At 34.4% G+C, this 15,051-nt stretch carries 20 protein-coding genes; 17 read left to right on the top strand and 3 right to left on the bottom strand.

Going from position 1 to position 15,051, the window contains the following annotated elements; genetic code table 11:
• Positions 1-9: 9 nt before the first annotated feature.
• Positions 10-1,419: an aminotransferase-like domain-containing protein gene (locus PGC35_RS10925; protein ID WP_375219382.1), complete on the bottom strand. Its 1,410-nt coding sequence runs from the start codon at positions 1,417-1,419 to the stop codon at positions 10-12.
• A 132-nt stretch (positions 1,420-1,551) separates the two neighbouring features.
• Here PGC35_RS10925 and PGC35_RS10920 point away from each other — a divergent pair, with 132 nt between their 5' ends.
• The 12 genes from PGC35_RS10920 (at position 1,552) to PGC35_RS10865 (ending at position 9,891) form a co-directional block, all read left to right on the top strand.
• The gene (locus PGC35_RS10920) at positions 1,552-2,154 is read left to right on the top strand and encodes a LysE/ArgO family amino acid transporter (RefSeq protein WP_375219196.1); all 603 of its coding nucleotides are present in this window, start codon (positions 1,552-1,554) and stop codon (positions 2,152-2,154) included.
• 150 nt (positions 2,155-2,304) lie between these two features.
• A complete protein-coding gene (locus tag PGC35_RS10915) occupies positions 2,305-2,673 on the top strand; it encodes an NUDIX hydrolase (RefSeq protein WP_375219195.1) in 369 nt (122 codons plus the stop codon).
• 30 nt (positions 2,674-2,703) lie between these two features.
• Positions 2,704-3,231, top strand: a complete 528-nt coding sequence (locus PGC35_RS10910; RefSeq protein ID WP_375219194.1) for a dihydrofolate reductase family protein — start codon at positions 2,704-2,706, stop codon at positions 3,229-3,231.
• A gap of 57 nt (positions 3,232-3,288) precedes the next feature.
• Positions 3,289-3,846, top strand: a complete 558-nt coding sequence (locus PGC35_RS10905) for a sugar O-acetyltransferase (RefSeq protein ID WP_375219193.1) — start codon at positions 3,289-3,291, stop codon at positions 3,844-3,846.
• Positions 3,847-3,874: 28 nt separating this feature from the next.
• Positions 3,875-4,771 (top strand): protein kinase domain-containing protein, encoded by an 897-nt coding sequence (locus tag PGC35_RS10900; protein ID WP_375219192.1) that lies wholly within the window; start codon positions 3,875-3,877, stop codon positions 4,769-4,771.
• Positions 4,772-4,827: 56 nt separating this feature from the next.
• Positions 4,828-5,661: an alpha/beta fold hydrolase gene (locus PGC35_RS10895; RefSeq protein ID WP_375219191.1), complete on the top strand. Its 834-nt coding sequence runs from the start codon at positions 4,828-4,830 to the stop codon at positions 5,659-5,661.
• A gap of 133 nt (positions 5,662-5,794) precedes the next feature.
• On the top strand, positions 5,795-6,316 hold the full coding sequence (locus PGC35_RS10890) for a sigma-70 family RNA polymerase sigma factor (protein WP_375219190.1): 522 nt from the start codon (positions 5,795-5,797) through the stop codon (positions 6,314-6,316).
• Positions 6,309-7,673, top strand: a complete 1,365-nt coding sequence (locus tag PGC35_RS10885) for a DUF4179 domain-containing protein (RefSeq protein ID WP_375219189.1) — start codon at positions 6,309-6,311, stop codon at positions 7,671-7,673. Before PGC35_RS10890 ends, PGC35_RS10885 begins: the two co-directional genes overlap by 8 nt.
• A 215-nt stretch (positions 7,674-7,888) precedes the next feature.
• Positions 7,889-8,362, top strand: a complete 474-nt coding sequence (locus tag PGC35_RS10880; protein WP_275785913.1) for a GNAT family N-acetyltransferase — start codon at positions 7,889-7,891, stop codon at positions 8,360-8,362.
• A 104-nt stretch (positions 8,363-8,466) separates the two neighbouring features.
• Entirely contained in the window at positions 8,467-8,982 is a 516-nt protein-coding gene (locus PGC35_RS10875) for a hypothetical protein (RefSeq protein WP_375219188.1), read from the top strand.
• Positions 8,983-9,099: 117 nt separating this feature from the next.
• A complete protein-coding gene (locus PGC35_RS10870) occupies positions 9,100-9,474 on the top strand; it encodes a hypothetical protein (protein ID WP_375219187.1) in 375 nt (124 codons plus the stop codon).
• 48 nt (positions 9,475-9,522) lie between these two features.
• The gene (locus PGC35_RS10865; RefSeq protein ID WP_375219186.1) at positions 9,523-9,891 is read left to right on the top strand and encodes a hypothetical protein; all 369 of its coding nucleotides are present in this window, start codon (positions 9,523-9,525) and stop codon (positions 9,889-9,891) included.
• A 9-nt stretch (positions 9,892-9,900) separates the two neighbouring features.
• Here PGC35_RS10865 and PGC35_RS10860 read toward each other — a convergent pair whose 3' ends face one another.
• Entirely contained in the window at positions 9,901-10,206 is a 306-nt protein-coding gene (locus PGC35_RS10860) for a ribosomal maturation YjgA family protein (protein WP_375219185.1), read from the bottom strand.
• Between the two features lie 262 nt (positions 10,207-10,468).
• Between PGC35_RS10860 and PGC35_RS10855 the strand changes: the two genes are divergently transcribed.
• Entirely contained in the window at positions 10,469-11,011 is a 543-nt protein-coding gene (locus tag PGC35_RS10855; RefSeq protein ID WP_375219184.1) for a hypothetical protein, read from the top strand.
• 360 nt (positions 11,012-11,371) lie between these two features.
• Here the strand turns inward: PGC35_RS10855 and xerA are convergent, their stop codons facing one another.
• Entirely contained in the window at positions 11,372-12,211 is an 840-nt protein-coding gene (gene xerA / locus PGC35_RS10850; RefSeq protein ID WP_375219183.1) for a site-specific tyrosine recombinase/integron integrase, read from the bottom strand.
• Positions 12,212-12,352: 141 nt separating this feature from the next.
• On the opposite strand from xerA, the gene PGC35_RS10845 reads away from it, so the two are divergent.
• The 4 genes from PGC35_RS10845 (at position 12,353) to PGC35_RS10830 (ending at position 14,751) form a co-directional block, all read left to right on the top strand.
• Positions 12,353-12,550, top strand: a complete 198-nt coding sequence (locus PGC35_RS10845) for a DUF4190 domain-containing protein (RefSeq protein WP_375219182.1) — start codon at positions 12,353-12,355, stop codon at positions 12,548-12,550.
• 276 nt (positions 12,551-12,826) lie between these two features.
• Positions 12,827-13,177, top strand: coding sequence for a YciI family protein (locus tag PGC35_RS10840; protein ID WP_375219181.1), 351 nt, complete (start codon positions 12,827-12,829; stop codon positions 13,175-13,177).
• Between the two features lie 199 nt (positions 13,178-13,376).
• Positions 13,377-13,679 carry a hypothetical protein gene (locus tag PGC35_RS10835; RefSeq protein WP_375219180.1) on the top strand — a complete coding sequence of 101 codons (303 nt, stop codon included), beginning with the start codon at positions 13,377-13,379 and terminating at the stop codon, positions 13,677-13,679.
• 406 nt (positions 13,680-14,085) lie between these two features.
• The gene (locus PGC35_RS10830) at positions 14,086-14,751 is read left to right on the top strand and encodes a hypothetical protein (protein ID WP_375219179.1); all 666 of its coding nucleotides are present in this window, start codon (positions 14,086-14,088) and stop codon (positions 14,749-14,751) included.
• The last annotated feature ends 300 nt before the right edge of the window (positions 14,752-15,051 follow it).

Genomic DNA, 15,051 nt, shown 5'->3' with positions numbered 1-15,051 from the left:
AACCGAGATTCAATTGAATTCACGGTTCTTTTTTATTGCTTCAGAATAAAGAGTCTGAAGCCCTTCGATTAATTCTTTATCAGAAATATAGGAGTATGATAAGCGAATATGATGCGTATCTTTCGGTTCATATATATAACCGGGATTAATGAGTACCTTTTGATTCAATAAATTCATAAAAAAATCAGTTGTGACAATAGGTTCATTAAATTTTATCCATATATAAAATCCCCCCTTGGATGATTCCCATGAAGCGATTTCCTTAAAATATTTCTCTAATAAATGTTCCATTAAAATAGCACGTCGTTTTAATTCTTCTTTTAATTTTTCAATGTGTTTTTCATATAAACCAGACGTTAACCAGTAGGTGACAATCTCTTGCGAAAAGGCACTAGAGCCGTAATCCATCTGCATTTTAATATCAGCCAAGCGTTTAATAACAGGTGATGGTGCTACAATCCATCCAATTCGTAACCCAGGGCTTAGTGTTTTTGAAACGCTTCCAAGATAGAGTACTCGTCCTGTTGTGTCGATTGACTTTAAGGAAGGAGTTAGAGCATCAAACGATAATTCAAAATAAACATCGTCTTCAATAATCGGTAGCTGCAAAGATTGGCACATGGCATAAAATGATTCCTTTTCTTCTAATGACCATATCCTACCAGTTGGGTTATGCAGTGTAGGGATCGCATAATAGATACCTTGACGTTTCCCGCGACGCATTTGAATAATCTTTCCGTCTTGATTATTGGAATCAATACTCTGCATTTGCATACCAAAAGACTGGAAGGGATGAATGGAATTCAAATATGAAAATTCATCCTGAAACACAACAGAACCAGTCTCCAGTAAACCTACAGCAATTAATTGCAGTGCTTGCAAGCCGCCTGATACGATGCAAATATTCTCAGGTGAAGTCGTAATTCCTCGTTTTTTTAAATAATCGCAAAGTGCAACTCGTAATTTAAGGCTCCCTTGAGGCGAGGAGTAACCAATAAATTTTCCTTCTAATTGAAGCTTTTGCAATGACGCTTGAATTTCAACTGTAGGTAACAAGCTAGGGGCTAGCTCACCTGTGCTGAGTCGGATGATGGATTCATCTTGTTCAAACTCATTAATAAGTTGAATCGTTTGAAAGTTAGGCTTGTGAATACTTGCTTCAATATACTTTTGCCAATTTGGTTGCTTTTGTTTCAAAAGCATACTCCAAGAATCGTTGGATACATATGTACTTGAACCAACCTTTGAAGATAAAATCCCATCAGCTTTTAATTCGTCTATTGCTTCTTGTAATGTACTCCTATTAACACCAAGTGTAAGTGCCAGTTGTCGTTGAGCAGGAAGCTTTGTCCCGTTCGGCCATTGTCCAGTACTAATTTGTTCGGTCATCCATTCAATTATTTGTTTCGATAAACTTATTGGAAGTGAACGATTTGGCTTTCAATTCATACAGCAACTCTCCTTGAAAATTGGATGGTTAAAAAACCAACCAATTGGACCTTTTTCTTTAGTTATAACATAGCTACGATAGAGAGGAAAGGGGTTGAAAAGATGGAACCGATTATTCATGGAATCATTTTAGCATTTGGACTTATTTTACCTTTAGGGGTGCAAAACGTCTTTGTCTTTACTCAAGGTGTCACACAACCAAGTCTGATTTTAGCGCTTCCTGCGGCGATTACTGCAGCTATATGTGATACAATTTTAATCATTTTAGCAATTTTAGGATTATCTATGATTGTTTTACAATTTGAGTGGATTCGCTTGATATTACTTATTGGCGGAATTCTATTTTTGCTGTACATGGGAAAAGTGATTTGGAATTCAGATGCAGCTAGTTTAGAAGGGAAAGAAGCATTGCCTTTAAAAAAGCAAATTCTTTTTGCACTTTCAGTATCCTTACTCAATCCACATGCTTTGCTTGATACGATAGGTGTGATCGGGACGAGTGCGGTTAAATATGATGGACAAGATCAAGGATTGTTTATGATTGCTTGTATCATCGTTTCTTGGCTATGGTTTTTGTTATTAGCAACTACAGGAGTTTTCTTGAAAAAAATACAAATATCGAATAAAGTATTTATCTTATTTAATAAATTATCAGCTATTTTTATATGGGGTACTGCTATTTATTTACTGGTAGGTTTGTTTTAATTCTTAACGATTCGCACAGTGCGTTTCCTTTAACATAAAGCATAATGAATAAGCCTTTTATTTTGAGTAATAAAATAAAGGGATTTCAATATCCAATGGAGAAGATGGAAGGGTTGGCAATTTATATGAGTAGAGATAGGGGATATAATTGTGTTAACTAGGATAACTACCCTACCAAAGGATAAAAGAATTGCTGGAGTTCATTGTATTCCTATAACAGAAACTGGTTCCATTATGATGGCATGGGATAAGGATGAACTTATTCTAACTACTATTGGTGGAAGAATCGAAGAAAATGAAAGTTTGGATGAAGCACTAGAACGTGAGGCTATGGAAGAAGTGGGAATTATTCTAGATTCCAATAGAATCCCGTTTGCTTCTTGGTACTGGCAAGGCTATGTTATTTTTAATTTTGAAACGGCTAAGCAAATAGTCTCCAAAATTGAATCTAATAACGACAAAAGAGTTCAGATTTTAAAAATGGCAGAAGAGCGGGCAAAAAATCTGAGTTGGATATGATAAATAAATATACTGACAAGGGGTTAAAGTATGCAAAAGAGTACTGTCCTTTTTTACGGAGCTATAAGTTTGGATGGTTACCTAGCTAGGGAAAACCATTCGTTGGATTGGTTAATTGGAACGGAAGGTGAGGAAGAAACAGGTTTTTCTGAATTCTATGAAACAGTTGATACAATTCTTATGGGAAGAAACACATACGAACAAATATTGATTCTTTCTCCAGAGGAGTTTCCATATAAAAATAAAAAGTGTTATATATTTTCCAGTACATTAACTGGCTCCAATAAGTATGTAGAATTCATTAACGAGGATATAATAGGCTTCACTAAATCGTTGAAAGAACAAGAAGGCAAAAGGATTTGGCTTGTAGGTGGAGGAGAGGTGTTGCAACCGCTTCTTAAAGCAAATATTATCGATGAATTTATCATTCAAATTGCCCCGTCCATAATTGGTCGTGGGATACCACTCTTTGTGCAAGGCAACTATGAAAAGGATTTAACTTTGGTCGATGTGAGACGTTATAAACAATTCGCAGAGTTACATTACACAAAATACTAAGTCATCTAGATTTGTCTTGGAATTTGCGTTGATAGTTTAACAAAGGAGTTTGAATGCATGATAAGTGAAAAAGAAAAAATGTTAAACGGTGAGCTTTATAATCCAATAGATCCAGAATTACTGAGAGAAAAGTTAACTGCCCGAAAGCTGACTAGATTATACAATCAAACATTAGAAACGGAGGAGGACAAAAGGACAGAACTTTTAAAAGAACTGTTTGGTTCAACAGGAAATAGTTTAAGTATAGAACCTACTTTACGTTGTGATTATGGCTACAACATTCATGTTGGTGAGAATTTCTATGCTAATTTTGACTGCGTGTTCTTAGACGTTTGTGAAATCCGGATAGGAGATAACTGTTTTATTGCTCCTGGAGTCCATATTTATACAGCAACCCATCCATTAAATGCCGAAGAAAGAGTATCAGGTGTAGAGTACGGAAAACCGGTGAAAATTGGGGACAATGTTTGGATTGGTGGTAATTCCGTTATTAACCCAGGGGTCACTATAGGAAATAATGTCGTCATTACTTCGGGTTCAGTTGTCACAAAAGATGTCCCTGCGAATGTGGTAGTAGGTGGAAACCCGGCAAAGATAATAAAGCAAATAGATTAAATACCTTTAAGACAAACTGGGGGTTTTTATGTACAGTTCACAAGAATTTACCTTAGACAGTGTTACTTTTCAATTACGAGAGAAGCATGATTTTAAATGGATTCATAGTTTAGGTGAAGTTTTTTGCGTTTTTGATAAACAAGATTCTGGGAACATTAGTTTCGGTGTAGAAAAAAACGGTTCAAAAAAGTTTGTGAAGTATGCTGGAGCAAAAACTTTAGAGTATAAGGGGCATCCAGAAGATGCGGTAGCAAGATTAAAAGACTCAGTTAAAATCTACAACAATCTGTCCCATCCATACTTGGTAAATCTACTTGATCATTTTGAGGTTGAGAAGGGGTATGTTCTAGTGTTTGAATGGATCAATGGGGAGTCTCTCCATTCTCATTGGTCTTTTCCTCCACCCAAGAAGTATAATCATCCCGCTTCTCCTTTTTATCGTTTTAAACAATTACCTATTGAATTCCGCTTAAGATCTTTAACAAGTATATTTGAATTCCATGTACATATGGAAAAGAAAAATTATGTAGCCGTTGATTTTTATGACGGGAGTATCCTATATGATTTTGAGAATAACAGCACAAAAATATGTGATATTGATTTGTATATGGAAAAACCATTTTTCAATAAGATGGGAAGACTCTGGGGCTCCTCTAGGTTTATGTCGCCAGAAGAATTTACATTAGGCGCTCCAATTGATGAAAAAACAAACGTATTTAACATGGGAGCCACAGCATTCTGCCTTCTTGGAGGAGAACTAGAGCGTTCATATTTAAAATGGGATGCAAGTGCTGAACTGTATAAAGTTGCAACCAGGGCTATTGAAGAAGACAGGAGTAAAAGGTATGCCAATGTAGAAGAATTCTATTTTGCTTGGAATTCTGCTTTAAAAGACACTTTAACTATGAACATTGAAATACTATAATGATTACCCTCTTTCTATCAATTTTCAAAAGATAAAGTAAGGAGACATGCTAAGTTATGTGGATTCAACGATTTATCGATACGGAAAGAGGAACATTTGAACTATTTGAAAATGGTGATGGAGAGCCTTTAGCCGTTACACATTTATATAGTGCTTATGATGAGCGAGGAAATTCTTTTGCAAACTCGTTTACATTAGACTATCACGTGTATTTAATAAACCTTCGTGGTTGCGGAAATTCGGTCAAAGCTGAAAATGACAGTCAGTATAGTATGGACGAAACTGTAAGAGATTTGGAAGCAATTCGTATCGCTCTACAATTGGAACGGTGGGGTTTTGCTGGTCATTCTACAGGAGGCATGCTTGCACTTAAGTATGCAATCCTCAGGCCTTCATCACTTACAAAGATTATTGCTGGAGGAGCTGCAGCAAGTATAGAATATGGCTATGATCCTGACAGTATATATTGCTCTGAAAATCCTAACTTCAATCGAATTAATGACATTATGAACCAATTTAATGATCATTCCACATCAGTTGAAACTAGGCAGAAATTAGGCTATGAATGGGCTTTAATGTCATATTATTCCGAAGATAAATTGAAAGAGGCATTAAAAAAACCGAATAGTGGTAAGACAGTTGGCGATCGTTTAGATTACTTTAGAAAAAAAGAATGTACTACATATGATTTACGAAAAGAATTATTATATGTGACAGTCCCTAGTTATATATATGCAGGTAAATACGATGCACAATGCCCTCATAAATTCGGTGTAGAAATCGCGAATTTAATTCCTAATGCAATGTTTACAACATTTGAACAAAGTAATCACAATCCATTTTCGGAAGAAGAGGAAAAATTTCAAGCATTTGTGAAGTCGACTTTATAGTGAAATAAGTATTATTACACTCGGCCTCTTAGGATACTATTCCTAAGAGGTTTTAATTTATTTTATTTTTTCAAAACTTTTTTCGTAGTTGTTGTATGTCTAATAAATAAGAACAATGAAATGAGGTGAAATCTTGAGTGGAAAGAGTCTTGTAAAGAGGGCTATTAAAGGCGATGAAGAAGCATTTTTAGAACTCATGCATTCATATCAAGAAGCGTTATATCGAACTGCAATATCGTATGTAAAAAATGAAGAAGATGCATTGGAAGCGGTTCAAGAGGTGACGTATAGGGCTTATCGTAGCATAAAAACAGTGAAGGAGCCTGCCTACTTTAAGACATGGCTCATTCGGATTATGATGAACTATTGCCAAGATGTGATGAAGAGAAGTAATAGGGAAATAGTTGAAGAGAGTCTGATTAATAGGACGGGTGTAAGTGAAGATTTCACTTATATGGAAGTAGAAGAGGCACTTTCAACTCTATCAGATTATGAAAGAGAATTATTGCACTTGAAATATTTTGAAGGGGTCAAAATAAAAGATATTGCTGTTATGTGGAATACTCCAGAAGGAACTATTAAAACTCGATTACATAAAGCATTAAGTGCACTTCGGAACAATTTTGATGAGAAAGGAGATGTAAAGCGTGTTTAAGGAAGAAGAAAATAAATTGGAGCAGCGAAAGAATGCGATTGATCAAGTGAAAATACCAGCGGACAAATTACATTTTGCCGTACGACAAGGATTCGAGAAAGCAAAAAATGAAAGAGCATTAAAAAGAAATATTATTCGAAAACGGAGTACATGGTCAATTGTCGTAGCTGTAATTTTTCTTATCTCATTTGTCACTTCTATTACAGTGTCCCCAGTATTCGCAAGCAAAATTGCATTAATACCAGGTATGGATAAAATTGTGGCGCTCATTAAGCAAGATAGAGGCTTGACTGCAGCGATTGAGAATGATTTTTATCAGCCTATAAATTTATCGCAAGAAAAGAACGGTATTACCGTGACACTCGATGGAGTAATTGCTGACAAAAAAGGCATGGTGATTTTTTATTCCGTTTATACGAACCAAATGGATGTCGGGTCTCTTGAATTAAAGTATATTCAATTGTGGTCAGGCATGAATTCCCGCTATAGATTTGATTTAAATGATTCCGTTCTACCTTTGACAGAAAGAAAGGATTCCCAGTTTTTTATTTCTACCGAGCATATAGAAAGCAGTAAACTCGAAGAAGAACTATTCTGGGCGATAGGTTTGAAAAATGGAGAAAAAATAGAGCATTTTAAAATTCCATTTTCATATAAGAAGATGGATGTAGAGAGTAAGAATATTGTTGTGAATAAAGAAGTAACGATTGATGGCCAACGTATTAAAGTAAAAGAATTGATAGTCGATCCAATCCGTACTGTTGTTAGGTTAGAAGAAAATCCACATAACTCAAAGAAACTTCTTGCTCGTGCTTTTGATGAATTAGAGCTGAAAGACGACTTAGGAAGGACATGGTCGGCGTTACCTGGAAATTCATATAAACCACTTTTAAACGGTGATGTATGGGATGTACCACTTAAGGAAAGCTTTTACTTTTATGAACCGAATAAATTGAGCTTAACATTTGGGAAAATTGCAGCAATGGATAAAGACCAGGCTTATATTTTAATAGATATCGAATCCAAGGCATTTTTGAAACAACCTTCAGAATCATTATTCTCTAATCTAAAAGTGGAGAATGATAAAGTTAGTTTTACAATTGAAGCTGATAATAACAATGATTTTGTTTATTTTCCTAGATTTACAGATGCTACTGGAAGAGATTTTATAATTTATTATAAAGGACTTTTTCCATCTACTGCAAATTATGTGAGAGGCTCATTAGTTAAAGTTTCTAAAGAGGAAATGAAACTTGAATTTGATCTTCCTTGGGAAAAATTTACCAACCCATTAAGACTTGAATTGGATTCTTATCCATCTTGGATTGAAGAGGATGTAAAGGTAGATATAAAATAAATTAACAAGAACAGTCGTTCATAATGAAATATAGAGCGGATGTTCCTTGTGAGAGCATTGATATGAATTAGAAGATTTTGCAGTATTGTGCTAAATGTAACCGGGCTATAGATTCTTGCAGGAATAACGATCCTTTTAGTAGAACTTATTGAAGTAACGGAGCAGGAAAGTTAAGCAAGAAATCTTAAGTGAATTATCTATATGGAGGTATGAATATGAATTCGGTCGATGAAATTAATGTAGTGGTAGCAGGATTAAATGAATTGGATTTGGTTGCAACATTATTTGATAAATACAGAGTGTTCTATAACCAAGAATCCAACTTAGAGGCGGGAAGAAAATTTATTGAAGAAAGGATGAAAGAGAAGCAGTCTGTCATCTTCCTAGTTACCCAGGAACAAGTAAATGATGTGCTACCATTGGGATTTGTTCAACTATTTCCCTCATTCTCTTCGGTATCCATGGAGAGATTGTGGATATTGAACGATTTATATGTGGACCAATCAGCAAGACGTTTAGGTGTAGCTAAACTTTTATTAGAAAAAGCAAAAGAATATGCAATACAAACAAATTCAAAAGGATTAGTCTTAGAAACTGCTAATGATAATCTTAATGCTCAACGATTGTATGAATCTATTGGATATAAAAAGGATAGCGGTACCATGCATTATAGTTTTTATCTTAAATGAATTGTTGGGCCATTACAAACGGAGACTTTAGTGAATATGGGGTTGCCAAAGGCAGCTCTTTTTCTTATTGGACTAACTGGGCACCAAATCAAAGGGGGAGTATAATGAAAGGTTTCTATGTTAGTTTGTTTGCTTTACTCGGACTATGTCTTTTAGCAGGATGTACCGATAATCAATTCGACAATAAAGCGAAACTATTCGTAAAGACGGAGGAAATAAAAGAAAGCGACGCTTTATATGTTAACACGATTGAAGACTATAAAGTGCCATTCAAAATTAGCCAAATTAAAAGTGTAATTGTTAACTTGAACGACAGTGCTTCAGAAATACCTCTTAAAGGAGTTAGATATGAAGTGTCGTTAATGTCAGAAAAAGAAATATCAAATGAAGATAGAACATCTTTTAATTTTGAGGTTGTAACTGATTCTTCCTTAAAGGAATCATTAGGGCCGATACAGCCTTTGCATTTAACAGACACTCGTGATGGATACTTATATACTCTTTCGTTTGAAACAATATACAGGGATTATTCCAAAGAAGAACTCGAAGAATTATATAAAGAACGCAACTTTAAAATATATCTTAATTACAAAGGTGTAAATGAAATTGGGTTTTTATAAAAAAGAATTTATATTAATCATCCGAACTAAAACGTAGGTTAGTTTAACAAGAAATAGGAGGTAGTTCAAATAATTATTAGAAAACTAGTTTCTGCGATAGTGACATGTGGGTTAGTTATGATAATTTACTTCGTAATAGAGCAGACGGGGTTTGTTATCATCATAGGTATGTTTTTACTCCCTATACTTTTGTTTTATGGAATACCGGCATCTATATTTTCTGATTATGTTACAAAAAAATCTAAAGGTATGTATAGAGGGTTTTTAGCATTATTGGTTCACTTATTGCTTGCATGTTTATTCGTTTTAATACCCATTATAATTTCAGAAGAAGAAAGGGAGATTTTATTTTCTGACTTCAAGAGTTCGTTTATATATTTCTTTTTAATTACCTCTATTCTTTCTTCAAGTCTCTTCTGGTGTATAGATGAGTTTCTTAAGAATAAAAGAGTAAAAGATATTGGTCAGAAGATAGGGGATTTAAAAATTTAGTAAAGTTGTATGGATCATTATTAACTTTTTCAACGGAAGGGGAAAAACGTGAGATATTATTTATGTTTGGTACTTATAGTTTCGATGGTATTAACTGGTTGTACTTCAGGTACACAAGTTACAAATAAACACAGTAGTTCAGGAGAAGAAGTTGGTTCATATGCTGCTTTGTTGAGAATAAACGGGGCTGAATATAGATCTGTCGGTACTAAAAATAAAGGAGAGTATACACTAAGTGACGAAATAGGCAAAGTTAAGAAAAGAGTGCCTCCAGAAGTTCTCCCAAAAGACAATTTAGTATCAAATTATTTAGACGAAGGTATATTAATTTATTCTGTTGAGGAAGATAGTGACGTTATCCTTGTTCAAACAGAAGTAGATGGTGTCTATGAGATATTTAAAAAAACAAAAAAATAATTTGTTAATTTAACTGCGATAGATAAACATAATTGCCATCTTATCTAATACAGCAGCGAATATTATCCCTACTGAATACCGGATCAAATCCTCTGTAAGAAAACCTTTGCCAAATATTAAAGCCCCAAGAGATGTCCCGCGAATTTGATTAATCCAATCTTCCTGATACAACTGACTAAATTCAATGCCGAAGCTAAACAAAAAACTGAGCAAAATGACCGTAAGGGTGTTCTTATGAGTTAGCAGAAAACGAAATCCGAAATAGACCATCATTGCCCATAGAACGTCTCCTGCGTTCAGAGCTATAAATGGCATAAGTAGAAGACTCCATTTTCTAGAGGCAAGGCCTAACAAAATAGTAATAGCAATAGCTATCAAATAAAGTATTCACATGTTACGGTATTGCGAGTTGTTAAGTTTTTGCTCATTAGTCAATTGAATCACTCTTTTTTGGGTGGTGGACATTATTCATTAACTTACATTATCTCATAAATTGTCGAAGCAAGAATTATGTGTTTTTGAATTGTTGAAGCATGCTTGATAATAAACCGTATTAATTTTAAAGGGGGAATACTGAATGATTGATCGTAGGAATAGAACCTTATGTATTGTTATTTTTAGCATTTTGACAATGATGTCAGTGTTATTGATGTCTGGTTGCTCGCAAACAGAAGAAGATCCATATAGAACAGCAATTACAAAAGTTCTGGAGCATCAGTTTAATGGTCCTGATGAAAAGTTTATGGAACTATTGTGGAATCCTAAATATACAACTGTTGTGAATAATAAAGAAGAGAACAAAGAGTTTGATCAGTATGTAGAAGAGGTATACGGACCATACTTTACAGATTCTGAGCTCGATTTCTTTATTGCTGCATTTGCTACTTCATACCAAAGCCGCGCTTTAGACACTGGACATAAGTTAAGTCTAAAGGATATCACGATTGAACAAAGTGATAAAATTTCAAATCGCTATACCTTCATAGCAAAGGTTGGTTATCAGAAAAAAGGAGATGAAGAAAAAATTGCAAATGTAGAAGGTGAAGTCATGTTCTCTACAAAAGAAGATGGCCAAATAGGGAGATTTTCATATGGAGATGATGACGGTTTGTTGAGATAATGAGCAATTGAACAATGATTTTGTTTTACAACTGACGGGTGCTTTAGTTGAAAATTATTGGTTGGTTATTAAATGAACTTTTATATTTATATGGTTAGGTCAGAATAAGCTTTATTTATTAAGGTTTTCATTGTAAAAATGTCATAACTGTAAATAAAAAGCATACAAAAATTTAATAAAGGACTTCATCATAGGTTTTTATTTATATAGAATAGTGAGGTTTTTAAACTTCGGTGGGGTTGTTATAAGAAGGATTAACGCAAAAACGATTGAAAATCGACCAAAAAAGAAGAAATTAGTGAAGAAAAGGTAATATTCAATCGAGTAGCAACGTCTTTTAAGACGTTGCTACTTTTACATTTAAAAGTACTTCTGATAATACTCTTTCCTTAGCCTCCCGCTTAATTGAGCGTAGATCTTGGTTGTTTCACTTTTCTCATGCCCCATAAGACTTTGTATGACTTCAATAGGAGCTCCATTATTCAACAAATGAGTTGCGTAGCTGTGTCTAAGTTGGTGTGGATGAATCGCTTTATTGATTTCAGCCCGTTTGGAGATCCGCTTGATGATGTACCGCATTTGGGCGACACTCATTTTATGTGGCTGTCTTGCAGTTACAAAGATGGCAGGATGATGGTCATTCCGGCTTTCTAAATAGCGTTTAAGCCATATGTCGCAACGTGTATTAAAATAAACTTCCCTTTCCTTATCACCTTTTCCTCTAACGATCGCGGATTGATTGGACCAATTGATATGGTTCTTTTCTAACGCAACAATCTCTCCAATCCGACAACCGGTAGAAAACATAAATTCGAAAATCGCTTTTTCCATTGGGGAATGACAGGATTCACGAAGGTGTTCAATCTCCCGTTCGGTTAGATACTTGGGTATCCGCTTTCCCACTTTGGGTTCTTTAATTTTGGAAGTTGGATTCTTACTTAGGTATCCTTCTTCATGAGACCAACGAAAAAATGATTTCATAATGCGGATACGATGTGCAAGACTGGCTGGTTTTAAATGCTTGCCGGATATTGCAAGATATTCCTTCAGTTGATTTATATCGAGCAATTCCATCTCTACATCCTTAAAATAATCAATTAGTAGCAAAGACTGTAACTGGTAGGCTTTCAACGTTTGCGTCGAAAAGCCTTCTATACGTTTATCTGCTTCAAAGGAAGACCATGCTTTTGACAGTTTCAATTCAATTCCCCCTAAAATAGTACTCTTAAAGGGATTATTGCCAACTTAATAGAATTATAGACATAATGATTAATTGATTTTAATAACGAAGCAGTTGAATAGGTAATGTGAATTGAGAGAATATATAAGGGGGAAATGTAAATGGTTGAAAAAACTCATACAAACAGTAATTCGGTAATTTCTTTAACTCTTGGTATTCTTTCAATCCTAATACCATTTGTCGGTTTAATTCTTGGTGGTATAGGAGTTGTAGTTTCAAGAAAAGCGGCAAAAGAACTTGTAATAATAAATCAAGGGGGCAGTGGATTAGCTACTTCTGGTTTAATGTTTGTAGCGTAGTGGGAATTACGATTCAAGTCTTTGCAGTAGTGGGTATTATCGCTTTCTATTTTCTAACAAATGAAGTTTAGTATCTCGGGTTCTTATTCAACTAACTCAGCAGGTTAGTTGAAGAAGAAAAAGGATTTTGTTGTATTTAACACGAAAATAAATAGGTAGGATATGCAAGCAAAAGATTGTCGATTTTTTACCAATGTGCCGATTTTGATGTTACAGGTTCGTTGTATGTATAAAGAGGTCAATTTTCACCTCTAGAAAAGAAGGAGGAAATTTTTTATGCTGTTTATGTTGATTGTCAAAGCCTCGAAGAATTGGGAAGCCGGAAATCTCCCGAGCCCCGAGCTCATGGAAGCCATGGATAAGTACAATGAGGAATTAGTTAAGGCTGGCGTACGGATTATGGCTAAAGGACTTCATCCAAGTTCAAATGGGATTCGCCTTTCGTTTCCGAAACCAGGGGAAAAGCCGGTGGTTACGGATGGACCATTTACGGAAACGAAAGAATTGATTGCTGGGTTTATTCTGATTAATGTGAAGTCGAGAGAAGAAGCCGTCGAGTGGGCCATGCGGATGCCGGACCCGCAAGGACATGGGGAAGGTCAGATTGAATTACGTCAAGTATTTTAGGCACCGGAGCTTACCGAGGAACTTTTAAACAAGAACTGAATCTAATTTTTGGTTGGCGGCTATTGATTCTTATTCCACTAACGGGTGCTTTAGCAAAACATGGCCATCATTTCGATGGTCTATTTTTACGTCCAAAACTAACGAAGCAGTTTACTTGAAGAAGTTGAATGTTAAAATAGCGAGAAAAGGAGGTTGTGAAATGAGTTTAGCAAGTTATATTGGATGCAATATAGAAATACCTCTTAGTAGTGAAGAGTCAGACGATTTAATTGTTATTGGAGATTGTTTTTCGAACAAGTATAACCGTCGAGATGTGAAAAAACATCAATTTACCACTCCTTTTGTTTACGAAGTATCGAGTGACTTGGGAATAGAGATTTCGGAATATATGAACCCAAAAACGCGTGCCGAATCAAAAGAGAAACTAATTGAACTTTGTAAAATTCTGGACAGTTACATTGATAAAGGTGATTATTTTGAACTGTATAGTTGTTGGGTCTGAGAAGAAGCTGATAAGCGGAAAGGTGAGATAACTCTTCGAATCAATAACTTTGACATTGAAAAGATAAAAATGCCGGAAAAAACATTATTGAGATTTGAAAAATGAGTTCTTCTTCAACTAACAGGTGCTTTACTTCAAGAGGGAGTAAAGCCTTTTATATTGAACTAAAGCAGCAGTTTAGTTCAAAAAGTGAAATGGAAAATTTACATAAAATTGGAACCATTTTTTCTTGTGTACGTATTAAAGTAAAGCGTTAGGTTAGTTTAAGAAAATAGAATTATCTTATGAAAGGGTGTTTCTAATAAAAACTAAGTTATTCATGCTTTTTAGTTGCCTTATAAGAGATACGAAGACAACTTCCATTAAGAAAAGTTTTTTGCATTAAGCGGGAAGAGGGGGAAGATTTTTGATAAAAAAAAGATACCAATATCTAATCTTAAATATTCTTTTATTATTTTATATGGTATTTAATGTGCTAGATTTGTACTTTAAAGCTGAAAATATTAAGGAATTGATTTTGATCTGTGTTACTTTTTTTCTACTAGTTAATCTTTTAATATTCATTATTAATTTTTCTTTTAATAAGTTTTTTAGTTGGTATGATAAACACACGGCAGAAAAATATAACTTTTACCAATGGATGGGTAATCCTCAAGCATCAATAATGTTTTATGAAGAATTTTCTAGTATTAAAAATTTTGAGCATAATAAGTTTGTAGAAAATTGCAATCGTATTAAAGAAAAAATGTTACGGGATTTGCCTGAGCAAAGTGACCTAAAAGGTTTTAGAACTTTTCTTGAACTTAAGACATCTAGTCCTCGACTAACATCTCTCTTAGGTTCAATGCAAACAATATTAATTGCTGTTATTACCTCATCTCTTATTACTACTTTGAATTTTACAAATTGGAGTGTTTGGAAGTTTATTTTTAGTTATATTTTATTGTTAATTTTTTTTGTGGGCTTAATGAGAGTAATAGACTTTATTAGTAAAACTATTGATAGAGATAAACTTTTATTGGTATTGGTTAATGAATGTATTCAAGAAAAGGAAAATCAAGAAGTTGTATAAGAGGAATATACATCTATCACAAAGTTGATTATGATGGTTATAAAGAGCATCCTTATTAAGCTAACGGGTGCTTTAGCAAAATAAGGCCATCATTTTGATGGTCTATTTTTATGTCCAAAACATTAAGTTGATCTCTGATAAGCCTTGTGAAATTTTACACTTAAACTAAAGCGGCAGGTTAGTTGAAGAAGGATTCTTTGTAGGGAAAGCGAATACTAGATAAGCTGTTACTATTATAGAACTTTTTAAGGGAGAATTTTATGGGTTATAAAATTGTTTTCTTCGATGTGGATGGGACTA

This window comes from Psychrobacillus sp. PGGUH221 (assembly GCF_042055255.1).
Lineage (GTDB): Bacteria > Bacillota > Bacilli > Bacillales_A > Planococcaceae > Psychrobacillus.
This window is presented reverse-complemented; position numbering and strand designations above follow the sequence as displayed.